The organism is Piscinibacter defluvii, from assembly GCF_004011805.1.
Classification (GTDB): Bacteria; Pseudomonadota; Gammaproteobacteria; order Burkholderiales; family Burkholderiaceae_C; genus Piscinibacter; species Piscinibacter defluvii.
Genome location: NZ_ML137197.1, coordinates 110,821 through 136,653, shown reverse-complemented (window position 1 = coordinate 136,653; position 25,833 = coordinate 110,821). Strand labels below are relative to the sequence as shown.

At 70.9% G+C, this 25,833-nt stretch carries 26 protein-coding genes; 1 reads left to right on the top strand and 25 read right to left on the bottom strand.

Annotated elements, in window-relative coordinates; all coding sequences use genetic code 11:
• Nucleotides 1-2: 2 nt before the first annotated feature.
• The 18 genes from dhaL to D9C15_RS04375 form a co-directional block, all read right to left on the bottom strand.
• On the bottom strand, nt 3-590 hold the full coding sequence (dhaL, locus tag D9C15_RS04460) for a dihydroxyacetone kinase subunit DhaL (protein WP_127996239.1): 588 nt from the start codon (nt 588-590) through the stop codon (nt 3-5).
• Nucleotides 590-1,633: an ABC transporter ATP-binding protein gene (locus tag D9C15_RS04455; RefSeq protein ID WP_127996238.1), complete on the bottom strand. Its 1,044-nt coding sequence runs from the start codon at nt 1,631-1,633 to the stop codon at nt 590-592. The genes dhaL and D9C15_RS04455 overlap by 1 nt, the downstream gene beginning before the upstream one ends.
• Nucleotides 1,626-2,765, bottom strand: coding sequence for an ABC transporter ATP-binding protein (locus D9C15_RS04450; RefSeq protein ID WP_127996237.1), 1,140 nt, complete (start codon nt 2,763-2,765; stop codon nt 1,626-1,628). The genes D9C15_RS04455 and D9C15_RS04450 overlap by 8 nt, the downstream gene beginning before the upstream one ends.
• A 10-nt stretch (nt 2,766-2,775) precedes the next feature.
• Complete coding sequence (locus tag D9C15_RS04445; protein WP_127996236.1) at nt 2,776-2,958, bottom strand: hypothetical protein; 183 nt, start codon at nt 2,956-2,958, stop codon at nt 2,776-2,778.
• Complete coding sequence (locus tag D9C15_RS04440) at nt 2,955-3,911, bottom strand: carbohydrate ABC transporter permease (RefSeq protein ID WP_127996235.1); 957 nt, start codon at nt 3,909-3,911, stop codon at nt 2,955-2,957. Before D9C15_RS04440 ends, D9C15_RS04445 begins: the two co-directional genes overlap by 4 nt.
• A gap of 7 nt (nt 3,912-3,918) precedes the next feature.
• Nucleotides 3,919-4,863, bottom strand: a complete 945-nt coding sequence (locus D9C15_RS04435; protein ID WP_127996234.1) for a carbohydrate ABC transporter permease — start codon at nt 4,861-4,863, stop codon at nt 3,919-3,921.
• Between the two features lie 53 nt (nt 4,864-4,916).
• The gene (locus D9C15_RS04430) at nt 4,917-6,248 is read right to left on the bottom strand and encodes an ABC transporter substrate-binding protein (protein WP_127996431.1); all 1,332 of its coding nucleotides are present in this window, start codon (nt 6,246-6,248) and stop codon (nt 4,917-4,919) included.
• A 60-nt stretch (nt 6,249-6,308) separates the two neighbouring features.
• Nucleotides 6,309-7,337, bottom strand: coding sequence for a LacI family DNA-binding transcriptional regulator (locus D9C15_RS04425; protein WP_127996233.1), 1,029 nt, complete (start codon nt 7,335-7,337; stop codon nt 6,309-6,311).
• Nucleotides 7,338-7,444: 107 nt separating this feature from the next.
• Complete coding sequence (locus D9C15_RS04420; RefSeq protein ID WP_127996232.1) at nt 7,445-8,638, bottom strand: Gfo/Idh/MocA family protein; 1,194 nt, start codon at nt 8,636-8,638, stop codon at nt 7,445-7,447.
• Nucleotides 8,639-8,660: 22 nt separating this feature from the next.
• Complete coding sequence (locus tag D9C15_RS04415) at nt 8,661-9,716, bottom strand: sugar phosphate isomerase/epimerase family protein (protein WP_127996231.1); 1,056 nt, start codon at nt 9,714-9,716, stop codon at nt 8,661-8,663.
• A gap of 16 nt (nt 9,717-9,732) precedes the next feature.
• Entirely contained in the window at nt 9,733-11,076 is a 1,344-nt protein-coding gene (locus D9C15_RS04410; protein WP_127996230.1) for a vanadium-dependent haloperoxidase, read from the bottom strand.
• Nucleotides 11,064-12,683, bottom strand: coding sequence for a CRTAC1 family protein (locus D9C15_RS04405; protein ID WP_127996229.1), 1,620 nt, complete (start codon nt 12,681-12,683; stop codon nt 11,064-11,066). Before D9C15_RS04405 ends, D9C15_RS04410 begins: the two co-directional genes overlap by 13 nt.
• Nucleotides 12,680-13,465, bottom strand: a complete 786-nt coding sequence (locus tag D9C15_RS04400; protein WP_127996228.1) for an ATP-binding cassette domain-containing protein — start codon at nt 13,463-13,465, stop codon at nt 12,680-12,682. The genes D9C15_RS04405 and D9C15_RS04400 overlap by 4 nt, the downstream gene beginning before the upstream one ends.
• A 2-nt stretch (nt 13,466-13,467) precedes the next feature.
• Nucleotides 13,468-14,673 (bottom strand): sugar ABC transporter permease, encoded by a 1,206-nt coding sequence (locus tag D9C15_RS04395; protein WP_127996227.1) that lies wholly within the window; start codon nt 14,671-14,673, stop codon nt 13,468-13,470.
• A gap of 88 nt (nt 14,674-14,761) precedes the next feature.
• Entirely contained in the window at nt 14,762-15,799 is a 1,038-nt protein-coding gene (xylF, locus tag D9C15_RS04390; RefSeq protein ID WP_127996226.1) for a D-xylose ABC transporter substrate-binding protein, read from the bottom strand.
• Nucleotides 15,800-15,952: 153 nt separating this feature from the next.
• Nucleotides 15,953-17,320: a xylose isomerase gene (gene xylA, locus D9C15_RS04385; RefSeq protein ID WP_127996225.1), complete on the bottom strand. Its 1,368-nt coding sequence runs from the start codon at nt 17,318-17,320 to the stop codon at nt 15,953-15,955.
• Nucleotides 17,317-18,795 (bottom strand): xylulokinase, encoded by a 1,479-nt coding sequence (gene xylB, locus D9C15_RS04380; protein ID WP_240668289.1) that lies wholly within the window; start codon nt 18,793-18,795, stop codon nt 17,317-17,319. Before xylB ends, xylA begins: the two co-directional genes overlap by 4 nt.
• Nucleotides 18,792-19,826: a LacI family DNA-binding transcriptional regulator gene (locus D9C15_RS04375; RefSeq protein WP_127996224.1), complete on the bottom strand. Its 1,035-nt coding sequence runs from the start codon at nt 19,824-19,826 to the stop codon at nt 18,792-18,794. The genes xylB and D9C15_RS04375 overlap by 4 nt, the downstream gene beginning before the upstream one ends.
• Nucleotides 19,827-20,135: 309 nt before the next feature.
• Here D9C15_RS04375 and D9C15_RS04370 point away from each other — a divergent pair, with 309 nt between their 5' ends.
• Nucleotides 20,136-20,345: a hypothetical protein gene (locus tag D9C15_RS04370; RefSeq protein ID WP_127996223.1), complete on the top strand. Its 210-nt coding sequence runs from the start codon at nt 20,136-20,138 to the stop codon at nt 20,343-20,345.
• A 58-nt stretch (nt 20,346-20,403) separates the two neighbouring features.
• Here the strand turns inward: D9C15_RS04370 and D9C15_RS04365 are convergent, their stop codons facing one another.
• From D9C15_RS04365 to D9C15_RS04335, 7 genes are all read right to left on the bottom strand, one after another.
• Nucleotides 20,404-20,763: a hypothetical protein gene (locus D9C15_RS04365; protein WP_127996222.1), complete on the bottom strand. Its 360-nt coding sequence runs from the start codon at nt 20,761-20,763 to the stop codon at nt 20,404-20,406.
• A gap of 53 nt (nt 20,764-20,816) precedes the next feature.
• Complete coding sequence (locus D9C15_RS04360) at nt 20,817-21,194, bottom strand: hypothetical protein (RefSeq protein WP_127996221.1); 378 nt, start codon at nt 21,192-21,194, stop codon at nt 20,817-20,819.
• On the bottom strand, nt 21,191-21,577 hold the full coding sequence (locus D9C15_RS04355; protein WP_127996220.1) for a roadblock/LC7 domain-containing protein: 387 nt from the start codon (nt 21,575-21,577) through the stop codon (nt 21,191-21,193). The genes D9C15_RS04360 and D9C15_RS04355 overlap by 4 nt, the downstream gene beginning before the upstream one ends.
• Before the next feature lie 10 nt (nt 21,578-21,587).
• Entirely contained in the window at nt 21,588-22,112 is a 525-nt protein-coding gene (locus D9C15_RS04350) for a GTP-binding protein (protein ID WP_127996219.1), read from the bottom strand.
• 4 nt (nt 22,113-22,116) lie between these two features.
• Nucleotides 22,117-22,914, bottom strand: coding sequence for a hypothetical protein (locus D9C15_RS04345; protein ID WP_127996218.1), 798 nt, complete (start codon nt 22,912-22,914; stop codon nt 22,117-22,119).
• Between the two features lie 373 nt (nt 22,915-23,287).
• The gene (locus D9C15_RS04340; RefSeq protein ID WP_127996217.1) at nt 23,288-24,088 is read right to left on the bottom strand and encodes a DUF2189 domain-containing protein; all 801 of its coding nucleotides are present in this window, start codon (nt 24,086-24,088) and stop codon (nt 23,288-23,290) included.
• Nucleotides 24,085-25,785, bottom strand: coding sequence for an ABC1 kinase family protein (locus D9C15_RS04335; protein WP_127996216.1), 1,701 nt, complete (start codon nt 25,783-25,785; stop codon nt 24,085-24,087). Before D9C15_RS04335 ends, D9C15_RS04340 begins: the two co-directional genes overlap by 4 nt.
• Nucleotides 25,786-25,833: the final 48 nt, after the last annotated feature.

Here is a 25,833-nt window from a genome sequence, read left to right as displayed (position 1 = left end):
GATCAGAGGGTGTCGCAGAGCGCGGCGATGATCAATGCCATCGAGCGCGACCCGGGGTCGACATGGCCGAGGGCGCGTTCGCCGAGGAAGGAGGCGCGGCCCTTGATCGCGTCCATCTGCGCGGTGGCCTGCGCGCTGTCGAGCGCACACCGGCGCACGCGGTCGACGATGTCGCCGCCGCCGGCCGCCAGTACCTTCTGCACCGGGTCGAGCACGTCCAGCAGCGTCTTCTGCCCGACCTCCACCTTGCCCAGCCGCGACAGCGCGGCGATGCCGGCGGCCAGCGCCCGTGCCACATCGGCCGCGTTCGGGTCGGCCGGAAGCTCCTTGCCGAGCGTCACCAGCAGGGTGCCGAACACCGGGCCCGACGAGCCGCCGACGGTGGACATGCAGGTCATGCCCATGGTCTTGAGCGCGTCGTTGAGCGACTTCGCCTCGAGCTCCGGCAGCTTGCCCTGGATGGCCAGGGCGCCGCGTTTCATGTTCAGGCCGTGGTCGCCGTCGCCGATGGCCGAATCGAGGTCGGTGAGTTCCTCGACATGGTCTACGAGGGTCTGGGTGCAGGCCTGGATGATCTTGGGAAGGTCCATCAGGGGGCTCCGTGGATGCGCCGGCCCGCCGCGTCGAAGAACAGCGGCGCGCGGAAATCGACCGAGACCGCGCGGCCGGGCTCCAGCCCACTCGTGTCGCCGCACAGCGTGACGAGCTCCACGTCGCTGGCCGCGCCGCCGAGCGCGACGTAGACGTGTGTCTGGTCGCCCAGATGCTCGACGCGCCGCACCAGCGCCTGCGCGTGGCCGCGGTCGTGACCGTTGGCCGGTGCCAGGGTGGCGCCGTCCGGCCGCACGCCGATCGTGGCGGCCGCGGCCGGCGCCGGCAGCGAGCCTGCGGCCGCACGCGGCAGCAGGTTGATGCGCGGGCTGCCCAGCCGCGCCGCGACGTACGCGCTGACCGGGTTCTGGTAGATCTCGCGCGGCGTTCCCACCTGCACCAGCGCGCCGTGGTCGAGCACGCCGATGCGGTCGGCCAGCGTCATCGCCTCGGTCTGGTCGTGCGTGACGTAGAGCAGGGTCGCGCCCAGGTCCTGCTGGATGCGCTTGAGCTCCAGGCGCAGGTCGTTGCGCAGCTTGGCGTCGAGCGAGGAGAGCGGCTCGTCCATCAGCGTGACGGCCGGCTCGCGCACCAGCGCGCGGCCGATCGCCACACGCTGCATCTGGCCGCCGGAGAGCCGGGTGGCGGGGTTGTCCAGCTTGTCGGCGATGCGCAGCAGCGTGGCCACCTCGGTGACCTTGCGGCGGATCTGCGCCTCCGGCGTGCGGCGCAGCGGCGAGCGCAGCGGGAAGGCCAGGTTGTCGTAGACGTTCAGGTGCGGGTAGAGCGAGTACTGCTGGAAGACGAAGGTGACGTCGCGCAGCGCCGGCGCCAGGCGGGTGACGTCGTGGCCGCCGATGTGCACCTGGCCGGCATCGGGCGTCTCCAGCCCCGCCACCAGGCGCAGCGTGGTCGTCTTGCCGGCGCCGCTCGGTCCGAGCAGCACGATGAACTCGCCCGACGCCACCTCGAGCGAGAGTCCATGCACCGCCTGCACCTCGCCGAAGCGCTTGTCCAGGCCCTGCAGGCTTAGTTCAGCCATGGGCGGCTCCGGCATGCACCGGGCGCGGGGCGCGGGCCGGCGCGGCGCGCTCGTGCCGCACGGTGCGCAGCGCGCGGCCGCTGGCGGCGTCGAACAGCGAGAGCTGCGCGGTCTCGAACGCGAGGCCGACATGGTCGCCGCGCTGCGTCGGGATGTCGGTGCCGATGCGTGCCCGCAGCGTCGTGCCCTGGGCGGTGCGGCAGGTGACGACCTGGCTGGTGCCGAGGTACTCGGTGCCCAGCACCTCGGCGCGCAGCGCGGACTCCGCGCTGAAGCGCAGGTGCTCGGGCCGCACGCCCAGCAGCAGCTCGGCGCCCGGCGCGTCCTCGCGCAGCTCGGGCACCGGCAGCAGCGTGCCGCCCAGCCGCAGCTGCGCCGCGCCGGCTGCGTAGCCGCCGGGCAGGGGCAGGAAGTTCATCGCCGGCGAGCCGATGAAGTCGGCCACGAACACGCTCGCCGGCCGGTCGTACACCTCCTGCGGCGCGCCGAGCTGCTCGATCACGCCCTGGTTCATGATCGCGATGGTGTCGGCCATCGCCATCGCCTCGAGCTGGTCGTGCGTGACGTAGACGGTGGTGGCGTGCAGCCGGTCGTGCAGCGCGCGCAGCTCCTGGCACATCAGCTCGCGGAACTCGGAGTCGAGCGCGCCGAGCGGCTCGTCCATCATGAAGGCGAGCGGCTGGCGCACGATGGCGCGGCCGAGCGCGACGCGCTGGCGGTCGCCGCTCGAGAGGCCCGAGACCGGCTTGTCCAGCAGGTGCTCGATGCGCAAGGTGCGCGCCGCCTCGGCCACCTTGGCGGCGATCTGCTCTCGCGGCAGCCCCTGCGAGACCAGCGGGAAGGCGATGTTCCTCCGCACGTTCAGGTGCGGGTAGAGCGCGAACAGCTGGAACACGAAGGCGATGTCGCGGTGCGAGGCACGCTTGAAGGTGACGTCCTCGTCGCCGAGGAAGATCTGGCCGGAGGTCGGCAGCTCGAGCCCGGCGATCATGCGCAGCGTGGTCGTCTTGCCGCAGCCCGAGGGGCCGAGCAGGCAGAAGAACTCGCCGTCCTCGACGGTGAAGCTCGAGTCCTTCACCGCCACGAAATCGGCGAAGGCCTTGTGCAGGTTCTGGACACGGATCTGGGCCATGCGTGGGCTTCTACTTGGGGAACTTCGAGACGATGGTGAACAGGATCACCCCCGCCAGGGTCGTGACGAACGAGTAGGTGTACAGCACCAGCGCGAAGGGCTGCAGCATCATGAAGATGCCCAGCGCGATCACGATGCAGGCCACGATCTCGAGCGGGCCGCGGCGCAGCCAGGTCGGCCAGTTGCTCTTCATTTGCGTACTGCGCCGAAGGTGATGCCGCGCAGCAGGTGCTTGCGCAGCAGCACGGTGAACACGAGGATGGGCACGAGGAACAGCATCGTGCCCGCCGCGACGGCCGGCCAGTCCTGCCCGCCCTCGCCGATGATGATCGGGATGAAGGGCGGTGCGGTCTGCGCCTCGCCGCTGGTCAGCAGCACCGCGAAGGCGTATTCGTTCCACGCGAAGATCAGGCAGAAGATCGCCGTGGCCACGATGCCGGTGGTGGCCTGCGGCAGCACCACCTTGCGGAAGGCCTGCAGCCGGGTGTAGCCGTCCACCATCGCCGCCTCCTCGTACTCGCGCGGGATCTCGTCGATGAAACCCTTGAGCAGCCAGACCGCGAGCGACACGTTGACCGCGCTGTACAGCAGGATCATGCCGAGCTTGGTGTCCGAGAGGCCGAGCTCCCGGTACATCAGGTAGATCGGGATCGCCACCGCGATCGGCGGCATCATGCGGGTGGACAGGATGAAGAACATCAGGTCGTCCTTGCCCGGCACCTTGAAGCGCGAGAACGCGTAGGCCGCCATCACGCCCAGGCCGACCGACAGCAGCGTCGAGCCGATCGCGATGATCAGCGAGTTGACGAAGCGCGGCAGGTAGTTCGAGCGGCTCACCACCACCATGTTGTTCTCGCGTGCGATGCGTTCGCAGGCGTTGGCCGGGGGCGGCAGGCTGGCCAGGTACTCGTCGGTCTGGCGCGAGCGCGTGGTGAACAGGTTGCAGAAGCCCTCGATAGACGGCTCGAACACCACCTTGGGCGGGTAGCTGATCGAATCCGGCGGGCTCTTGATCGCGGTGAGCGCGATCCACACCAGCGGGATCAGCGTGAGCAGTGCGTAGAGCACGACGACGGCCGCCGCAATGCGCTTGCTCGTGTCCGTCGGCTCGACGACCGAATGCGCCGTGGAGATGCCCTTGTGCATGTGTCGTTCAGCGGTTCTTCACCGCGTTGAGCGCCTTGACGTAGATGTTCGCGAGGCCGAACACCGCGACGAACAGGATGATCGCGAGCGCCGACGAGTAGCCGGTGCGCCACTTCTCGAAGGCCTCGCGCTTGAGCGTGATCGACACGACCTCGGTGGTCGAGCCCGGCCCGCCGTTGGTCAGCAGGTTGACGAGGTCGAACATCTTGAAGTTCTCGATGCCGCGGAACAGCACCGCGAGCATCACGAAGGGCAGCACCATCGGCAGCGTGATGCTCCAGAACTGCCGCCACGACGACGCACGGTCCACCTCGGCGGCTTCGTAGATGTAGTCGGGGATGCTGCGCAGCCCGGCCAGGCAGATCAGCATCACGTAGGGCGTCCACATCCAGGTGTCGACGATCACGATCGCCCAGGGCGCGAGCCTCACCGAGCCGAGCATCTCGAAACTCGAGGGCGGGATGCCGGTGAGGAAGCTCACCGCGTAGTTGAACAGCCCGATCTGCGGCTGGTAGAGGAAGGCCCAGAAGTTGCCCACCACCGCGGGCGACAGCATCATCGGGATCAGGATCACCGTGGTCCAGAAGCCGTGGCCGCGGAACTTGCGGTCGATCAGCCAGGCAAGACCGAATCCGATCAGCGTCTGCAGCGCGATGGTCCAGAACAGGAAGTGCGCCGTGGCCTGCATCGGACCCCAGATCTCGGGGTCGGTGAGGATCGAGACGTAGTGGTCGATGCCGACCGACACCACCTCGGCATTGGGCCGGTTGGCGCGGAAGTTGGTGAACGACAGCCGCACCGTCCAGATCAACGGGAAGATGTTGATCGCCAGCAGCAGCAGCATCGTCGGCGCGATGAACAGCCAGGCGATCGCACGGTCCGACAGGCCGCGCATGCGGCGGGCGATGGGCGCGGGCGTGGCCTCGGCGGCGCGTTGGATGACGCTGGACATGTCGTTCGGGTTGGCGAAGAAGGGGCCGGATTGCGGCCGGCCCCAGGGTCACGTCACTTCAGCTTGCCGTCCTCTTTGAACACCTTCTTCCAGTCGGAGACCAGGCCATCCAAGGCCTCCTTCGCGGTGCCCTTGTCGGCCACCACGAAGTCGTGGATGCGCTTCTGCTCCGCGAGCAGCAGCTGCGCGTAGCTCGGCTCGGCCCAGAAGTCGACCACCTGGTCCATCGCGTCGAGGAACTCGGCCGCGAAGGGCGCGCTCTTCTTGAAGCCGGGGTCGTTCAGCACCGCCTTGTGGCAGGAGTAGCCGCCCAGCGCCCACCACTTCTTCTGCACGTCGGGCGAGGCGAACCACTTGATGTAGGCGAGCGCCTCGTTGCGGTTGGGCGAGTACGACACCACCGAGATGCCCTGGCCGCCGAGCTGCGAGCCCTTGCCCTTGTCGCTCGGGTTGACGAAGAAGCCGATCTTGTCGCCGCCGACGTTCGGGTCCTTGTAGAGGCCGGGGAAGAAGGCGAACCAGTTCATCATCATCGCGACCTGGCCGCTCTTGAACGCGTCCAGCCCCTCGCCCATGTACGAGTTCGTCAGGCCCGGCGGCGTGCAGCACTTGTAGAGCGACTTGTAGAACTCCAGCGCCCTCACCGCGTCCGGCCCGTTGACGAAGCCGTCCATCGCGTACGGCTTCTTCGGATCCTGGTACTTGAAGCCCATCGGGTGCAGCACGTTGCTCACGCCCATCGTGATGCCCTCGGAGCCGCGCTCGGTGAAGAGGTAGGTGCCGTAGACCTTCTTGCCGTCGATCTGGCGGCCGGAGAAGAACTCGGCCACCTGCTTGAACTCGGTCCAGGTCTTGGGCGCGGCCAGGTCGCGGCCGTGCTTCTTCTTGAACTCGGCCTGCAGCTCGGGCTTGCTGAACCAGTCCTTGCGGTAGGTCCAGCCCAGCGCGTCGCCCATCGCCGGCAGCGCCCAGTAGTTCGGCGTGCCCTTGGGCCATTCGGCGTAGCCGGTCACGGTGGCCGGCGCGAAGTCGGTGATCTTGATGCCTTCCTTGGCGAAGAAGTCGTTCAGCTTGACGTAGTGGCCGCTCTCGGCCGAGCCGCCGATCCACTGGCTGTCGCCGATGATCAGGTCGCACAGCTTGCCCTTGCTGTTCAGCTCGTTGAGCATGCGGTCGGCGAAGTTCGGCCAGGGCACGAACTCGAACTTCATGTTCACGCCGCTCTTGGCGGTGAAGTCCTTGGAAAGCTCCACCAGCGCGTTGGCCGGGTCCCAGGCGGCCCAGCACAGGGTGATGGTCTTGCCCTGCGCCTGCGCGCCCGTGCTGGCCAGTCCCAGCAGCGCGGCGGCGGCCAGCGTCGAGAACGCGGGCAGTTTCTTCAGCATCGATGTCATGCGGGTCTCCTCACGTTGGTCCGAACACGAGCACACATACTGACCGCCGCTTCAGTGCAGGTTCTCGGCCGTCAGGATCTCGATGCGCGGCTGCACCACGTTCAGCGCCCCGCGCACGTTCTCGCACAGCGCGCGCAGCACGCGCGCGGCGGTGGAGATGCAGTAATGGATGTCCTGGTGCAGCACGTAGGCCAGGCCGCCGGCGGCCAGCAGGCTGCGGTGCTCGTCGGTCAGGTCGTGCACGATCACCGGCACCGTGCCGGTGAGCCCCAGGCTCTCGATCGCGCGGGCGACGCCGGCGCCGCCCGAGCCCACGTTGTAGAGGCCGGCCACGCGCGCCAGGTCGACACCGCTGCCACGCAGGAAACGCAGCAGCGCGCGCGTGGCGCCGGCGTCGGCGGACGGCAGGTCGGGCGTGCGCAGCACCTTCAGCTTCGGGAAGCGCTCCTCCACCACCTGGGCGAAGCCGATGCGCCGCTCGATCTCGCCCGACAGCCGGGTGGCCTGCGAGGCGAGCAGCAGCGTGTCGCGCCCGGGCACCGCCATGCGGCCGAGCAGCAGGCCGGCGGTGCGGCCAGCGGCGCGGTTGTCGGCGCCGATGCAGGTTTCGCGCATCGAGCCGGCCACGTCGGAGAACAGCGTCACCACGTGCACGCCGGTGCGCACCAGTTCGTTGATGGCGAGCTTCACCGGCGGCAGGTCGGGTGCCATCACGGCCACCGCGTCGCTGTCGGCGAACTGCGCCAGTGCCGCGGCGAACTGGGCCGGGTCCTCGCCCGGCAGGCGGTGTGTCACCTCGGTGATGTGCTGATGCCGGAACTCGCCGGCGGCCTGTGCGATCTGCCGGTCCAGCAGCTCGACGAACGGTGTGCTCTCGCTCGGCAGCACGAACGCGAAGCGCGCGTTCTCGACCTTGCGCGGCCGGCCGCGCGGTGGCGGTGTGCCGAGCTTCTCGACCACCTGCATCACCTTCTGCACCGTCTCGGCATTCACGCCCGGGCGCTTGTTCAGCACCCGGTCGACGGTCGCAGTGCCGACCCCCGCGTGGCGGGCGATGTCGGCGATGGTGGCGGTGGACATCCGGTTCGATGCGTTCGTGATGCATCGATGGTAGAAGGCTCAATAAATAAATCAATCACAACCACATCAGGACAAACCCGGCGCGGGTTTGTCCGATGCACCGTGGCTCAAGCGTCGAGCCGGGTCCAGCGTCCGCCCTTCTTCGACGAGGCGACCACCGCCTCGATGAAGGCCACGCCCTTCAGCCCGTCGTCGATGGTCGGGAAGTGCGCCGGCGGGTCCGGCCGGGCCGCTTTCGGTGCGCCCCGACGCGCGGCGCGGATGGCCTGGGCGACCTCGGTGTAGAGCGTCGCGAAGGCCTCGAGGTAACCCTCGGGGTGGCCGGCCGGGATGCGGCTGACACGCGCCGCACTGGCGTTGGCCGCGCCCGTGGCGCGCGCGATGATCTGCGTCGGCTGGCCGAACGGTGACCAGTGCAGCTGGTTGGGGTGCTCCTGGCGCCACTCGAGCCCGCCCTTGCTGCCGTAGACGCGCAGCTTCAGGTTGTTCTCGTTGCCCGGCGCCACCTGGCTGGCCCACAGCAGGCCGCGCGCGCCGTTTGCATAACGCAGCATCACGTTGGCGTTGTCGTCCAGCGCGCGGCCCTTGACGAAACTGGTCAGCTCGGCGCACAGCTCGACCAGCTGCAGCCCGGTCACGTAGGCCGCCAGGTTGTGGGCGTGGGTGCCGATGTCGCCGATCGCGCCGCCGGCGCCGCTGCGCTTGGGGTCCGAGCGCCAGGCGGCCTGTTTCTGGCCGGTGTCCTCGAGCTTCTCGGTCAGCCAGTCCTGCGGGTACTCGACCTGCACGACGCGGATCTCGCCGAGCTGGCCCTCCTGCACCATCTGGCGCGCCTGCCGCACCATCGGGTAGCCGGTGTAGTTGTGCGTCACCGCGAAGATGAGCTTCTTCTTCGCGGCCAGCGCCTGCAGCTTCTTCGCGTCCTTGCTGGTGGTCGTGACCGGCTTGTCGCAGATGACGTGGATGCCCGCCTTCAGGAAGGCCTCGGCCACCGGCGCGTGCATGTGGTTGGGCGTGACGATGGCCACCGCCTCGATGCCGTCCGGCCGGGCGGCCTCGGCCTTCGCCATCTCGCGGAAGTCGCTGTAGATGCGCTCGCTCGCCAGGCCCAGCGCGGCGCCGGAGCGCTGCGCCTTCTCCGGCGTGGCCGAGAGCGCGCCGGCGACGAACTCGTAGTGGTCGTCCAGCCGCGCCGCGATGCGGTGCACCGCGCCGATGAAGGCGCCTTCGCCGCCGCCCACCATGCCGAGGCGGATGCGGGCCGGGAAGGCGGCCGCGGTCTTGCTGCCCTTGATCGTCATCGTGCCGTTCCCTTCAGAGCCTTCAGAGGCCGAGCATGCGCTTGAGCTGCGCGGGGTCGCTGCCGCCGCCGGCGAAGTCGTCGAAGGCCTTCTCGGTGACCCGGATGATGTGGTCGCGGATGAAGGTCGCGCCCTCGGCCGCGCCCTGTTCCGGGTGCTTCAGGCAGCACTCCCACTCCAGCACCGCCCAGCCGCTGTAGTTGTATTCGGCGAACTTCGAGAAGATGGCCTTGAAGTCGACCTGACCGTCGCCCAGCGAGCGGAAGCGCCCGGCGCGCTTCACCCAGGGCTGGTAGCCGGAGTAGACGCCCTGCCGGCCGGTGGGGCGGAACTCGGCGTCCTTGATGTGCAGCGAGGTGATGCGCGAGTGGTAGATGTCGATGAACTCGAGGTAGTCGAGCTGCTGCAGCACGAAGTGCGAGGGGTCGTAGTTGATGCAGCAGCGCGGGTGGTTGTTCACGCGCTCGAGGAACATCTCGAAGGTGACGCCGTCGAACAGGTCCTCGCCCGGGTGCAGCTCGAAGGCAACGTGGCAGCCGGCCTCGTCGAAGGCGTCGAAGATCGGCCGCCAGCGCTTCGCGAGCTCGTCGAACGCGGTCTCGATCAGGCCGGGCGGGCGCTGCGGCCAGGGGTAGAGGTAGGGCCAGGCCAGCGCGCCGGGGAAGCTGACGTTGGAGCTCAGCCCGAGGTTCTTCGAGGCCTTGGCCGAGAGCAGCATCTGCTGCACCGCCCAGCGCTGGCGCTCGGCGGGCTTGCCCTTCACCGCGGCCGGCGCGAAGGCATCGAAAGCCTCGTCGTAGGCCGGGTGCACCGCCACCAGCTGGCCCTGCAGGTGCGTGCCGAGCTCGGTGATCGCGACGCCGTTCTCGCGTGCGATGCCGGCCAGCTCGTCGCAGTAGGTCTTCGATTCCGCGGCGCGCGCCAGGTCGATCAGCCGCCCGTCCCAGCTCGGCAGCTGCACGCCCTTGAAGCCGAGCGAGCCGGCCCACCGGGTGATGGCATTCCAGCTGTCGAACGGGGCGCTGTCGCCGGCGAACTGCGCGAGGTAGATGCCGGGTCCCTTCAGGTTCGTGGCCATGGGGTCTCCTTGTGGATCAACGGGTGGATAGAGCCAGCGCCTGGGCGCCGATGCAACGGCCCATCGTCACGCCATGCTCGATGGCGCTGCGATAGTGGATGCCCGCGTACAGGCGCGAGAACGCGGCCTGCTCGGCGGCCGCGGCGAAGCTGCGGAAGCGCTGCGGGCCCCAGCCGCGGTCGTTGTGCGTGCGGTCGTCGAACGGTGTGTCCTTGCCGTAGAAGGACTCCAGCACGGCCGCGGCCGCACCGGACTGCACCGAGTGGCCCGACGGGTACTCCGGGAACGGCGGTGTCTCCATCAGCGGCGGCACCCAGTTGGCGTCCATCGTCAGCTGCACGTAGGTGACCGGGCGCAGCAGGTTGGTGGCGTACTTCACCTTCCAGGTGGCGACGAAGGCGTCGGACATCGCGATCGTCATGCGGGCGTACTGCTCGGCCGCGGCGGCGAGGTTGGCCTTGCGGTCGCGCAGCAGGTCGGTCAGGATCCAGACCCAGTGGCCGGCCGGCGTCGGTGTCTTGCCGGGGTCGTCGGCCCAGTAGAGCGCGACGCGGCGCTGCTCCTCGGTGGGCGTGACGCTGGCCTTGAGCACCTCCACCGCCTCGCGGTGGAAGGCCGAGCCGGGGGCCTCGTCGTAGGCCGGAGGCCCCGGCGGCCGGCAGCGCGCCAGCGTCGGCATGAACGGACGGTTCTCGCCCCAGTTCGGCAGCAGCGGCCGCGCGAAGCGCGGCGGCGTGGGCACCCAGGCGCCCGGGCCGCTGGGCGACACGTAGCCCGCGTCGAGCCGCACGCGGCGCGCGCCCAGCACGTCGTGCCCGCCGTCGGTGCGCGCCCAGGTCATCAGCGCCATCGCCAGCAGCTTGCCGTGCGTCTCCGAGCGGATGATGACCTCGGGCGTGCGCTGGGCGGGGTCGAAGTCGGCCGACTGGGCCACCGGCATGTTGCGCTCGAGCGCCTCGAAGCGCGCCTTCCAGTCGGCCGGCGCGTTCGGCAGCAGCATCTGCGTCAGCGCGGCCAGGGTGGCGTTGGCCACGGTCGGCCAGTGCAGCACCTCGTCCGGCTGGGCCGGCGGCAGCGAGTCGAGTTCGTTGAGCTGGCCGGTCAGGCTGCGCTGGCCGGGGAGGCCGGCGACGATGCTCTCGTGCAGCCCGAGGCCGAGCACGGCCAGCGTGCGCGCGGCCACCGGCGGCGACTGCCCCGGCGTCTGCTGGATCGCCGGCAGCACGACGCGGAACCACTCGGTGGCCACGGCCGCGCTGTAGCGCGCCGCCTCCGGCCCGGTGCCCTGCGCGCGGCCCGGCGAGCCGAGGCACGCGGCCAGCAGCAGTGCAACCAGTGCGTTGCGGATCAGGGCTGCCACGGTTGCAGGCCCTTCTGGCGGTCGAGCACGTAGAGCCGGTCGGCCGCGGCCTCGTACCACGGACTGGTGAGTGCCGCATCGCCGGGCTTGGCGCCCGGCCAGAGCACCCGCACGCGGGCGCTGGTGGCTTCGCCCAGGCCCATGTGCAGTGCACCGAGCTGGCCGCTCACGTGGCCGCCGCCCACCACCTGCTCGCAGCGCTGCACGCGCCCGCCGGCCTCCACCTCGAGCCAGGCGCCCACCGCGTCGCGGTTGCCGCCGTCCTGCCGCAGCCGCACCTGCAGCCAGTGGCCGAGCGGCTTCGGTGCGCTGGCCGTGCCGGCGCCGACGTTGCGCCACAGCCGGGCGCGGTCCCAACGGTTGACGATCACGGCATCGAGCAGCCCGTCGGCGTTCAGGTCGACCAGCAGGCCGCCGCGGCCGCGCTGGTAGTTCTGCAGCCCGGCCTCGATGGCCGACTCCACGAAGCGGCCGCGGCCCGCACCCAGCAGCAGGTTGCTCGGGTCGAGCATCGCGAAGTCCGGCATGTTGCCGACGTTGCCCTTGACGATGAACAGGTCGGAGCGCCCGTCGTTGTTGACGTCGGCGAACTGGGCATGCCAGGCGGTCGAGGGATGCACGTCGCCGCCGGCGTGCGGCCGGTGCGCGGTCACGCCGCTGGCGAAGGCGATGTCCTTGTACTCCGGCCGCCCCGGCCCGCTGCTGAGCACCTGCAGCTTGTTGTCGGCCATGCTGGTCAGGAAGTAGGCCGGGTAGCCGCTGCCGTCGAGGTCGGCGCTGGCGATGCCCATGCCCCAGATCTGCAGCGGCTTCCAGCCCTCGGCGGCGGTGAACAGGCGCGGCGCCGCGCCCGGCTCGATGTGCCAGAGCTGTTCGTGCCCGCCCTTGTAGTACTCGCGGTCGTTGGTGATGCGCAGCGCCGGCATGCCGCTGCGGTTCCAGTCGGAGAACAGCATGCCGAGCGCGCAATGGCCGGGTCGCAGCGGCAGCGGCGCCTCGTAGGCGAGCGCCTCGCCGGGGGCCGGGCGCAGCAGCAGGTTGTCGGTGCAGTTGCCCCAGGGAAAGTCCTGGCGCGCGCGGTCGACGTAGGTGCCGAAGGCCAGCGTCGGGCGGGCATCGGAACCGAGCCAGGCGGCGGCGAACGCGGTGGTCCACTGGTTGCCGCCCTGGAAGCCCCAGCGTTCGTTGGCGCGCTCGAAGCGGCAGTCGCCCAGGCCGCGCATCAGCAGCGTCTCGCCGACCCGCAGCACGACCAGGTCGAGCACGCCGTCGCCGTCCAGGTCGACCGGGTAGGCCCCGAGCGTGCTGGTCAGCTCGAGGCCGGCGCGTTCGGCGGCCAGCCTGAGCGGCCCGCCGCGCGCGCTCTTGTTGCGGTAGAACTTCGAGCGGTTCGCGCCGCCGGCCACGAACAGCGAGGGCAGCCCGCTGCCGTCGCAGTCGAACGCGGCGACGCCGCCGCCCACCGTGTACTCCCAGTCGCCGTCGAAGCGGCTCTGCAGGCCGGCCGCGTCGGTTTCCTCGACGAAGCGCGGCACCGCCGGCGACTGCGCCAGCGCGAGGCCCGGCGCCGCCAGCGCCAGCGCAGCAAGGGCCGCCCGCCGCTTCATGCCGCCAGCGCCTGGCCCGGGCGCTTGCCCTGGATGATCATCTGCAGCACCTCGTCGGGAGTGACGTCCTGCATGCGCACCATGCCGACCACGCTGCCGTTCTTCATCACGGTGGCGCGGTCGCAGACCTCGAATACGTCGTGCATCTCGTGGCTGATCAGGAAGATGCCGATGCCCTCGTCCTTCAGCCGCTTGATGGTCTCGAGCACCATGCGCGTCTCGGCCGGGCCGAGCGCGGCGCAGGGTTCGTCCATGATCAGGATGCGGGCGTTGAAGTACAGCGCGCGCGCGATCGCCACCGACTGGCGCTGCCCGCCGGACATGCGCAGCACCGGGTCGAGGATGTTCTTGAAGTTCGGGTTCAGCCGCTTGATGACGTTGCGTGCCTCGTACTCCATGCGCCGGCTGTCCAGCGTGCGCCAGGGCGTGAGCAGCTCGCGGCCGAGGAACAGGTTGCCGGGGCCGTCGAGGTTGTCGGCCAGCGCGAGGGTCTGGTGGATGGTCTCGATGCCGGCCACGCGCGCGTCGTGCGGGTTGCGGAAGTGCACCTCCTGGCCGTGCACCCTGATCGTGCCTTCGTCGGGGATGTAGACGCCCGAGAGCGTCTTGATCAGCACCGTCTTGCCGGCGCCGTTGTGGCCGAGCACGCCAACGCACTCGCCGGCGTACAGGTCGAGGTCCACATGGTTGACGGCGATCAGGCCGCCGAAGCGCTTGACGATCTGCCGCATCTCGACGAACGGGGTGCGGTCGGTGGCGGGGCCGACAGTGGCCTGCTCCATGTTCAGCTCCGTTTCTGGTAGACCACGTCGAACCACACCGAGACGATCAGCACGATGCCGATGAAGATCTGGCGCATCGGGCTGGAGACATCGAGCAGCACCATGCCGTTGTCCAGCGTCTGGATCAGCAGCGCACCGAGCACCGCGCCGGGCACCGAGCCGGTGCCGCCGGCGAACGAGGTGCCGCCGATCACCGCGGCCGAGATCACGTACAGCTCGGCGAGCTGGCCGATCGAGTTGGCGCCCGAGCCCAGCCGCGCGGTGGTGATGACCGCGGCGATGGCCGCCAGCACGCCGGTCAGGATGAACAGCGACCAGACCAGCCAGGTGGTCGGCAGGCCCGACAGCAGCGCCGCCTCCGGGTTGCCGCCGTAGGCGAACACGTAGCGGCCGTAGCGCGTGCGCTGCGCGACGAAGGTCATGAAGACCACGATCACGATCAGGATCAGCACCGGCACGCCGATGCCGCGGCCGCGCGGGTTGCCCTCGGCGTCGACGTTGGTGAAGTCGGGCGCCAGGCACATCACCCAGACGAAGCCGGCGATCGCGCCGCACATCAGCGCGACCTTCAGCGCGTCGACCCAGACCGGCGCCGGCTCGATGCCGTAGCGCTGCTGGTCGCGCCGGCCGGTCCAGGCGTGCCAGGCGACCCAGGCCGCGGCGAGCAGGCCCAGCCCGATGCTCGGCACCACGCCGATCGCGCCGTTGACCCCGCCGCCCAGCGCCTGGTAGGTGGGGTGCAGCGGCGCGAGGGTCTGGCCGTCGCTGACCAGGAAGGCGGCGCCGCGGAACATCAGGTAGCCGGCCAGCGTGACGATGAAGGCCGGGATGCGCATCTTCGCGACCAGCGCGCCCTGCAGCGTGCCGACCAGCGCGCCCAGCAGCAGCGCGACCACGATGCTCGCGATCCAGCCGGCGGTGGAGCCCGGCGGGAAACCGCGTGTCTGCACCCAGGCCGCGGCCATGCCGCTGAAGGCGAGCAGCGAGCCGACCGAGAGGTCGATCTGGCGCGCGACGATCACGTACACCATGCCGCAGGCCATCACCGCGATCACGCAGGTCTGGATCGACAGGTTGTAGAGGTTCTCCGGCGAGAGGAAGAGGCCGCCGGTCATGAGGTTCAGCACGATCGAGATGACGACCAGCGCCGCCACCATCGACGACAGGCGGGGATCGAGGCGCAGCCGCGCCAGCAGGCCCGAGAGCATCTGGACTCCTGAGGGAAGGCGGCGGCGCGGCAGGGGCCGCGCCGCACGCAGGGTGCCCGCCGGAGCCTCCGGCGGGCGCGTCAGGGGTTTACTTGCAGGCCGCCGGCGCCTTCGCCGCGTCGACCCCGGCACAGACCTCGGCCTTGCTGATCCACTTGGCGTCGATCACGGTCTGCAGGTTGGCCTTGGTGATGGGGATCGGCGCGAGCAGGATGGCCTGCTGCGGGATCTTCTTGCTGCCGTCCTTGAAGACCGTGGTGTTGGCGGGCTTCTTCTTGGCCACCAGCGCGGCAGCCACCTCGCCGGCCACCTTGCCGAGCTCGCGCGAATCCTTCCACACCGAGACGGTCTGCTCGCCGCGCGCCACGCGGTTCAGCGCGGCCTTGTCGCCGTCCTGACCCGAGACCGGGATGCCGACCATGTTGTGCGCCTTCAGCGCCGCCACCACGCCGCCGGCCGTGCCGTCGTTGGAGGCCACCACCGCATCGACCTTGCCGCCGGTCTTGGTGAGGATCTGCTCCATGTTCTTCTGCGCGTTCTCGGGCGCCCAGCCGTCGGTGTACTGCTCGCCGACGTTCTTGATGTCGCCCTTCTTCATCGCCGCGTCCAGCACCTCCTGCTGGCCGCCGCGCAGGAAGTCGGCGTTCGGGTCGGTGGCCGCGCCCTTGATGAACACGTAGTTGCCCTTGGGCTGGACCTTGAACACCTCGCGCGCCTGCATGCGCCCGACCTCGACGTTGTTGAAGGTGACGTAGTAGACGTCCTTGTCCTGGATCAAGCGGTCATAGGCGATCACCGGGATGCCGCGCTGCTTGGCCTTCTCGACCGAGGGCAGGATCGCGTCCTGGTCCCAGGCCAGGATGATCAGCGCCTTGGCGCCCTTGGTGATCAGGCTCTCGACGTCGGCGGCCTGCTTCTCGGCCGAGCCGGCGGCGTCGGCGCTGATGTACTTCAGCCCGGCCTTCTCGAGCGCGGCCTTGATGGCCGCCTCGTCGGTCTTCCAGCGCTCCTCCTGGAAGTTGGACCAGGACACCCCGACGGTCTCGCCGGCGGCGCGCGCCGCCTGATTGAAGCCGAGGACGCCGGTGGCGACCAGGGCCGCCGCGAAGATTGCGTTGACTTTCATTCTGTCTCCTTGTGGTCGCGTGCCCGCCGAAGGGTCGAACGATCGGGCGATCGTTCCCGCCGGGCATCTGCGGGACGCGTTTCTCCCCCCGGGATTCGACAGGGGGGCGAACGATGCCGGCGGTGGTAACTGTCCTGGGTCTGCGCTGGGTCCTCAGAGGTAGCTGTTGACCAGTGCTTCGAGCACCTCCTGCCGCCCCGACCGGGGCTGCGGCTCGAGCGAATTCCGCTCGACCAGCGCAGCCAGGTCGGCGAGCGACTGCTTGCCGGCAAGAATGCCGCGGCCGAGCTTGCCGTCCCATCCGTGGTAACGCTCGCGCAGGCGTTCGGCCAGCGCACCATCTTCGATCATCTTCTCGGCCACCAGCAATGCGCGGGCGCACAGGTCCATCGCCCCGGCGTGCCCGGCGATCAGGTCGTCCGGGTCGATCGACTGGCGGCGCAGCTTGGCGTCGAAGTTCAAGCCGCCGGTCGTGAAGCCGCCGCCCTGGACGATGTGGTAGAGCGCCAGCGCCACCTGCGGCAGGTTGTTCGGGAACTGGTCGGTGTCCCAGCCGAGCAGCTCGTCGCCGCGGTTCATGTCGATCGAGCCGAAGATGCCCAGCGCCTGGGCCAGCGCGATCTCGTGCTCGAAGCTGTGGCCGGCCAGCAGCGCATGGTTCTGCTCGATGTTGACCTTGATCTCCTTCTCGAGGCCGTGCGCCTTGAGGAAGCCGAACACGGTGGCCACGTCGTAGTCGTACTGGTGCTTGGTCGGCTCGGCCGGCTTGGGTTCGATCAGGATCGTGCCCTTGAAGCCGATCTTGTGCTTGTGCTCGACCACCAGGGTCAGGAAGCGGCCGAGCTGGGCCAGCTCGCGCTTCAGGTCGGTGTTGAGCAGCGTCTCGTAGCCTTCGCGACCGCCCCACAGCACGTAGTTCTCGCCGCCCAGCTCGTGGGTCAGCTCGAGCACGTTCTTCACCTGCGCGGCGGCGTAGGCGAACACCTCGGGATCGGGGTTGGTGGCCGCACCGGCCATGTAGCGCCGGTTGCTGAAGAGGTTCGCCGTGCCCCACAGCAGGCCGACGCCGGTGTCGCGCATCTTCTTCTCGAACAGCTCGCCGATGCGGCGCACGTTCAGGTTCGATTCGCGCAGCGTCGCGCCCTCGGGCGCGATGTCGCGGTCGTGGAAGGTGAAGTAGGGCACGTTCAGCAGGCGGAACAGCTCGAACGCCACCTCGGCCTTGTGCTCGGCCAGTGCCATCGCGTCGCCGCCGGCGGCATGCCAGGGGCGCTGGAAGGTGTCGCCGCCGAACGGATCGGTGCCCGGCCAGACGAAGCTGTGCCAGTAGCACACCGCGAAGCGCAGGTGCTGCTCCATCGTCTTGCCCAGCACCTTGCGCTGCGGGTCGTACCAGCGGTAGCCGAGCGGGCGCTTGGCCGAGGGCTTGAACTTCGGCCCCTCGTGGCGCAGCGGTTCGGCGAGGCTGAAAAAGCGCCCGTGCTGCAGGGCGGCGAGCTTCTTCGGGGGGTTCTTGGTCATTGCGGATCCTGTGATGTGCCGTGCGCGAAGTCGCGCGCCAGCGGGTAGAGGCGTTGCCACTGCGCATGGCGCTGCGCGTGCAGCGCCGTGCGCTCGGGCCGCGGCACGAAGCTGCGCAGCTTCGTGGCCGGGCGGGCCACGCCGATCGGGTCGCCGGCGGCCATGCGGGCGAGGCGGGCGGCGCCGAAGGCGCAGCCGATCTCGCTCTCGGCCACCTGGTGCAAGGTGATGCCCAGCACGTCGGCGATGGTCTGCACCCACAGCGGCGAGCGCGCGCCGCCGCCGATCGCCGCGGCCTCGTGCAGCACCGTGCCGGCGCTGGCCAGCGACTGCTGCGCGTCGCGCAGCGCGTAGGCCACGCCCTCGAGCACCGCCAGCGTCAGGTCGGCACGCGTGCTGTCGGCCGCGAGGCCGAGGAAGCCGCCGCGCACGCGGGTGTCGTTGTGCGGCGTGCGTTCGCCGCTGAGGTAGGGCGCGAACCACACCGGGCTCGGCGCGCCGTCGGCCGGGATCTCGGCCAGCAGCTCGGGCTCGTGCCGGCCCGTCACGCCGGCCCACCAGGCGAGGCTGGAAGCGGCCGACAGCAGCACGCCCATCTGGTGCCAGGTGTTCGGCACGGCGTGGCAGAAGGCGTGCACCGCATGGGCCGGGTTGGGCGCGAAGCGCTCGGTGGTGGCCCACAGCACGCCCGAGGTGCCGAGCGAGACGAAGGCGTCGCCCGGGTGCACCGCGCCCACGCCCACCGCGCCGGCCGCGTTGTCGCCCGCGCCGCCGGCGATCAGCGGTGCGCGGCGCATGCCCCAGCGCGCCGCCAGCTCGGGCTTCAGCTGCCCGGCCACCTCGCTGCCCTCGACCAGGCGCGGCATCTGCGCGAGCGTGAGGCCGGTGGCCGCCAGCGCCGCCTCGGACCAGCGCCGCGCGCCGACATCGAGCCACAAGGTGCCCGAGGCGTCCGACATGTCCTCGGCGAACTCGCCGCTGAGCTTCCAGCGCAGCCAGGCCTTGGGCAGCAGCACCTTGTCGATGCGGGCGAACACCGCCGGCTCGTGCTTGCGCACCCAGGCGATCTTGGGCGCGGTGAAGCCGGGCATCGCGATGTTGCCGGTGACCTGGCGCAGCGCCGGCCAGTCGCGCTCGAGCTCGGCGCATTCGACGTCGCTGCGGCCGTCGTTCCACAGGATGCAGGGGCGCAGCGTCTCGCCCTTGGCGCCCACCAGCGTGGCGCCGTGCATCTGGCCCGACAGGCCGATCGCCGCGGTCTCGGCCAGCTCGGCCGGGTGCTGGGCCTTCAGCTCGTCCAGCCCGGCGCAGGTGGCGGCCCACCAGTCGTCGGGCGCCTGCTCGCTCCAGCCGGCGTGCGGGCGGCTCACGGTCAAGGGCTGGCTGCTGTGGCCGATGACGCGGTCGTCATCGCCCACCAGGGCGACCTTGACGCCCGAGGTCCCGATGTCGATGCCCAGCGTGATCATGCTCATGGCAGGTTGTCCTTCAGGAACACGTCGATGCGGATGCGCTCCTGGTCGGGCAGCACCCGCTCGCCGGACAGCGCGGCCAGCGCGAGGCGGCATGCGGAGCGCACCTCATGGCCGGCGTCCTGGTTGATGACGGCGTCGGCCACGCCGTCGAGCAGCGCGCGGCGCGCATGCGGGGTCAGCTCGTGGCAGACCCAGACCACATGCTGCGCGCGCCCGCTGGCCGCCAGCGCCGCCTGGATGCCGCGGTTGCCGGCGCCGATGCTGTACAGCCCGGCCAGCTCGGGCTCTTTCTTCAGCAGCCTGGCGACGAGCGGCTCGGTGCGGTCGGAGCGGTCCTGGCCCTCGATGGCCGGCAGCAGCGTCAGGTGCGGGTGCTCGGCGCCCATCACCTGCTCGAAGCCGAACAGCCGCTCGGCATGGTCGCGCAGCGCGCGGCTGCCCATCACGATGCCCACGCGCCCGGGCCGCGGGCCGACGAAGCGGCCCAGCAGCGTGGCCGCGGTGCGGCCGGCGGCGACGTTGTCGATGCCGACGAAGTGGCTGCGCCGCGAGCCGGGCACGTCGGAGACCAGCGTCACCACCACCGTGCCGTGCGCCACCAGGTCGTCGATCGCGGCGCGCACCTGCGGGTGGTCCAGCGCCATCACGATCACCGCGTCGAAGCGGCCCTGCAGGCCGTTCAGGTGCTGCGCGAGGTCGGGCGGCGAGAACACGTCCACCGTCTGCACCACCGCGCCGGCGCGCTGCTCGGCCAGCCAGGGGGCGACCGCCTGGACCTGCTGGTTCAGCAGCGCGACGAAGCTGTTGGTGCCGGCCGGCAGCACGAACACCAGCCGCGCCGTGCGCTTGCGCGCCAGGCGCGCGGCGGCCGGGTCGGGCCGGTAGCCGAGCTGCTCGACCGCGGCGTGCACCCGCTCGACGGTGCGCGCACGCACCCCGGCCCGGCCGTGCAGCACCCGGTCCACCGTCGCCAGGCTGACGCCGGCGGCGCGTGCGACGTCATGCAGGCTGGCGCGGACACGGACTTCCATGACCGCGATGCTATTGAGGTGAAATGAGGTGCGCAACTCATTTCCATCATGCCGGGCCCCGGGGTTTCCCGGGGCGGCCCGGCGCGGAACTCGCGCCGCAGGCGGCGATCCATGGCAGCGTCGCGTTGCGCGAGGGGAGTAGCGGCGGGTTGCGTCGAGCACCTCGACGGTCGCATCGTCAGCACGAGGCCCGGGAGGGCCTCCGGTGCGTCCGGCCGTTCACCGGCGGGCAAGACCTGGTGCGCGCGGCACGGTGCCGGCATGGGGCCGCGCCGTCAGACCCTTCGTCCATCCATGGAGCAGACCGAGATGCGCCACCTGCGTAGCGTTCCCCTTGCCCTCGTGCTGGCACTGTCCGCCGGCGCCGTGCTGGCCGCCGACGGTCCGAAGCCCGGCGCGAAGTCGCCCGACGGCCCCGGCCGCGACTGGAGCGCCATCGACACCAACAAGGACGGGCTGATCTCGCCCGAGGAGATGGAGGCCTGGCTGAAGGCCAATCCGGGGCCGCTGAAGAAGTAGCCGGGCCCGGGGGCGGCGGCCCGGCGCGTCCGTGCGCCGGGCCGCCGCGCGGGACGACTCAGATCGCCAGCTCGCGCTCGACGTCCTGCGTCTTGCGGCGCGCCAGCGCCAGGTTCGACTTGGCCTTGTCGAGCACGAAGTAGAGGAACACGCCTTCCTTGCGCGACATCGGCCGGATGATGTGGTACTGCTTGCCCAGCGTGATCAGCATGTCGTCGATCACGTCGTTCAGGCCGAGCTGGCGCATCGTCTTCATCTTGGCGCGCACGACCTCGGTGTTGCCGGCCGCGGCGACCTCGAGGTCCACGCCCGAGCCGGACGAGCCGAGCATCATGCCGCTGTTGGAGTCGACCACCGCGGCGCACATGGCACCATCGACGGTCAGGAGGTCTTCGAGGCTCTGGCGGATGTTGGCCATGGTGTCACTTCCTTCTGAACGGGTTGGATGATTTGGAACGGGCCGGGCTGGCGTCAGGCAGGGCCTGCCACCATCTCGCCGACGCGCAGGCCCATCCGCTGCAGCGTCGGCCAGTCGACGGCTCGATGCCTGCCGACGGCGATGAAGAGGAGTTCGGGGTCGGAGGCGCAGCGGAACACCGCCATCACGCCGTCGGCGTGGTAGGTGGCGACCGCCGCGAAGCGGCCCAGGCAGTCGAAGTGCGCGGCGTTGCGCACGTGCAGGCGCCAGTGGTCGGCGGCGGCCTCCCAGAGCGACGCCTGGTCGGCCAGCTCGCCGTGGGCCGTCCAGACCATGCCGGTCTCGGCTTCCACCAGCGCACAGCCGCGGATGCCGGGCCGGGCGGCCAGCCCCCCGACGGCCTGCGCCAGGCTGTCCTTGTTGATCGTCATGCGGCGCCGAGCGATCGCTCGGTCTGGGCCAGGGCGTTCCAGACCAGGCCGAGCATCACGCTGCTGTCGGTCAGCACGGCCACGATCAGCTGATGTGCGCCCGCGGCGATGCAGCGCACGACCAGGCGGCCGCGGCTGGACTCGATGACCAGGCAGCGCGGCGTGCCGATGTCGGTCTCGCGGCTGGCGGCGGCGCCGAGCGCGCCGATCGAGCTGACGATGGCGGCCAGGCGGTGCGGATCGACGGCCTTGCGCTGCGCCTGCGCGAGCGAGAAGCCGTCGCCGGTGGCCACCAGCACGGCATGGGCGCCGTCGACGCGTTCGAGCAGGTCGTCGGCGGCGCGCGTGGCGGACGGGGCAAGGGGGTGGGATGGGCGGTTCATGGTGTCGTGGTCAAGCGGCGGCCTCGGCCTGGGCCAGGATGGCGTCGACCAGCAGCAGCACGTCGTCGCGCTCGCGCACGTCGACGGCCAGGGTCGGGATCGCCAGGTCGTGGCGGGCCAGCAGGTCGGCGAACTCGTCGAGCGTCGGCAGCGGGCACTCCAGCGTGCGGCCTATTCCGACCACGCAGTTCAGGCGCGGCAGCAGCTCGGCGAAATGGTCGAGGTAGAGGCGCAGGTCGGCCAGCGGGTCGGGGCGCGAGTTGTCGATCAGGATCACCAGGCCGAGCGCGTTCTCGACCAGGATGTTCCACATGAAGTCGAAGCGCTGCTGGCCGGGCGTGCCGAACAGCCGCACCCGCACGCCTTCGTCGATGTCGACATGGCCGTAGTCGAGCCCGACCGTGGTGGTGACCTTGGCGAGGCTCGCGTCGGTGTTGGCGACGTCGGTGGTGACCGGCGGGATGTCGCTCAGCGCCGTGATGGCCGTGGTCTTGCCGGCGCCCGGCGTGCCGGTGAAGACGATCTTCAGGTCCATGCCGTCACCGCCCCGTCGCCCGGATGCCGAGCTTGTTGCGCAGGCTGGTCAGCAGGCCGCGGTCCGGGCGCGCCGAGGCGGCGGGCGCGGAGGGCCGGCGCGGGTCCGGCGCCGGGGCGTCCGCGCTTGCCGGCGGCTCGCTGCGCAGCAGGTCGGCGTCCAGCAGCGTGCCGAGGAAGGTGCTGCAGTCCTGCCGGTCGATGCCGCTGAGGTGCGACAGTTCGTCGACGGACAGGTAGCGGGCCGAGAGGAAGCTGGCCATGCGCATGCCATGGCGCATGGACTGCAGCACGCCCGCGCCGGGCCAGCGCCGCAGCCTGAAGCGCCGGGCGTCGAGCGGCACCGCGACCGACGGCGCCGGTGGCTCCGGCGGCAGGGCCGGCCGGCCCGTGTCGGCTTCACCGGCCGGGGGCGCCAGCCTCTGCTCGGCGCCCACCAGCAGGTCGACGAAGGAGTCGTACTGCAGCGGGCGCTGCAGCGCCGACGGCTCGTCGACGCGCGTGGTCGACGCATCGAGCACGCGCACCTGGAGCGGTGGCCGCTCGACGGTGCCCGGAATCGTCGGCAGATGGTCCCCGTCGTGGATGTACAGGTCCACCGGCCCCTCGGAGACGATCTGCCACGCATGCCGCAGCCGGGTGCTGCGCACGTCGAGGAAGACCGCGAGCCGGCGTGCGTCGGCATCGGGCAGGTCCGCCAGGAGGATGCGGAACGCGTCCGCCTGTCCCGGCGCGGCGGTCGGCGCCATCAGCGGACGCCCCGCCTCGACCGGCGCGGGGTCGCGCGGGCGGCGGGTTCGCACTTCGGCATCGGAAAGACGGCCATCGGACGGCATCGAGCTACAACGAGCGCGCAGTCTACGGATTGACCCTGCGCAAGGAGGCGATCAATCGCCGCGCGCGTGATTTATGACTCTGGAGTGTTACCGGAGGTAGGCGAGCCCGTTGCAGCGGCGCCGCGCCGACGGGCTCAGGCGGTCAGCAGACCGGCCGAATGCGCAACGAAGTCCTCGAGTTCCTCGAGACGCGGCATGGCCTCCGAACGACGCTGGGACCACGCCGACGGCGCTGTCCATGGCGTCGATGGCGGTGCCGGGCGTCTGCAGGTCGACCCGGTAGCCGGACTCGCCCGGGCCTCGGCCTCCCGGCCCAGCGCCGCGCGGACGTGCCCGCGTTCTAGGAGGATGTCGCGACCGCCGGTTCGTGCACGCCGACCGCGGCGCGGTACGCATGCCACGAGGCATGGCCGAGCACCGGGCCGACCAGCAGCAGCCCGAGGAAGGCGGGCAGCAGCGCCAGCACCACCAGCACGGTCAGCGTCGCGCCCCACAGCAGCATCACGCCGGGCTGCGTGAGGCACAGGCGCAGGCTGGTCAGTCCGGCGGTGATGGCGTCGGTCTGGCGGTCCAGGATCATCGGGATCGAGACCACGCTGACGGCGAAGATCAGCCCGGCGAAGAGCGCGCCCACGCCGAGGTAGGCCACGATGAAGCCGAGGTTGTCGGGGTCCAGCAGCGCCAGCAGCGAGCCCTTGAAGTCGGGCATGCCGTCGAAGCTGACGGCGAAGATCACCAGCGAAGCGCGGCCCCACAGCATCTCGAGGATCAGCAGCACGCCGCCGAAGATCGCCATCGTGCCCAGACGCGTGTCCCAGGCGGTGAGCGAATCGCCGAAGTCGGGCGGCTCGCCGCGCTCGAGCTTGCGGCTCACGTCGTACAGCCCGACGCACAGGAACGGCCCCATCAGCAGGAAGCCGGCCGACAGCGCCAGCGTCCAGGCCGGCGCGTGCCGGAACACGTACAGCAGCAGCCAGCCCATCACCGCGAAGCAGCCGCCGTAGAACAGGCCGATGCCCGGCGCGCGCCGGAAGTCGGCCCAGCCCAGGCGCAGCCAGCGCGCGATGTCGCCCGGCGCGAGGCGGTTCAGCGGCAGGTCGAAGACGGTGGGGGCCGGCGGGGTCTCGGTGGGTGGGTTCATCCTCGTCCTTCGTCGTGGGGGTGGCCGCTGCGCCAGATCGCGCGCAGCAGCCAGAGGCCGCCGATCACCGCGCCGCCGAATCCGAGCAGGCCGAAGGCGGGCAGGCCGAACAGCGTGGGCCCGCCGCTGACCGTCATCACGATCGACGAGCCGACGATCAGCGCGGCGATCACCAGCGCCAGCGCGAGCCGGTTGGCGGCGCGGTCGATCTGGTCGCCCACGCGCCGGAGGTGCGCGAGTTCGATGTCCAGCCGCAGGTGGCCGTGGCGCAGGCGGCGCAGCACGCGGCCCAGGTCCTGCGGCAGTGCACCGGCCCCGGCGATCATGCGGCGCAGCCCGGCCCAGGCGCGCCGGCCCAGCTCGCGCGGGCGGTAGCGCGCGCGCACCACCTGGCGCAGGATCGGCATCGCCTCGCCGGCCATGTGGAACGAGGGGTCGAGCCCGCGGCCCATGCCCTCGAGCGAGATGAAGGCCTTGATCAGCAGCGCCAGGTCGGGCGGCAGCGCGAGCCGGTGCTCGCGCAGGATGGTGGTGACGTCGGCCAGCATCTGGCCGAGCTCGAGCTCGGCCAGCGGCGTGCCGTGGTACTGGTCGACGAAGGCCTCGATCTCGCTCTCCAGCTGCGCGAGCTGCGCGCCGTGCGCATCGCCGGCCCAGTCCAGCAGCACGTCGGCCACCGGCTGCGGCTCGCGCTGCACCAGGCCCAGCAGCAGCTGCAGCAGCTCCTCGCGGCGCCGCGCCGAGAGCCGCCCGACCATGCCGAAGTCGATGAAGGCGAGCCGGTTGCCCGGCAGGTAGAACACGTTGCCGGGGTGCGGGTCGGCATGGAAGAAGCCGTCCTCGACGATCATCTTCAGCACCGCCTGCGCGCCGCGGCGCGCGAGCAGCGTGCGGTCCAGCCCCTCGCGCTCGACGCGCGCCAGGTCCTCGCCTGGCACGCCGCCGATGTACTCCTGCACGTTGACGCGCTCGCCGGTGTGCGCCCACACCACCGCCGGGATGTGCACGAAGGGCAGGGCGGCCAGGTTGGCGGCGATGCGCTCGGCGTTGCGGCACTCGGTGGCCAGGTTCAGCTCGCGCTGCAGCGAGCGGCCGAACTCGCGCACCAGCTCGCGCGGCCGGTAGGGCTGCAGTTGAGGCAACTCGGTCTCGGACAGCGCGGCCAGGCGCTCGAGCAGGCGCAGGTCGGCCTCGATCACCGTGCGGATGCCGGGGCGCCGCACCTTGACCACCACCTCGGTGCCGTCGTGCAGCGCGGCGCGGTGCACCTGCGCGATCGACGCGGCGGCCAGCGGCTCGGGGTCGAAACGCGCGAACACCGACTCGGGCTCGCCGCCCAGGTCCTCGCGCAGCTGGGCGCGCAGCGCCTCCAGCGGCACGGCCGGCACGCGGCTGTGCAGCTGCGCGAACTCGGCGATCCACTCGGGGCCGAAGAGGTCGGCCCGGCCCGCCAGGATCTGGCCCAGCTTGACGAAGGCCGGGCCGAGCTCCTGCATCGCCAGGCGTACCTGCACCGGCGGCTCGAGCCGCGCCAGGTCGGCCGCGTGCTCGTGGTTCAGCGCGTGGCCGGCCCGCTCCAGCGCGTCGGCCAGGCCGAGGCGGCGCACCGCGTCGCCGAAACCGTGGCGGATCAGCACCGCCGCGATTTCCTTCAGGCGGCCGAGGTCGCGCGCCGCGCCCAGGGTCTCGATCAGCATGGCGCCAAGTATGGCCGCAGCACGTCGTGCCCGGCCCACGGGCCTGCG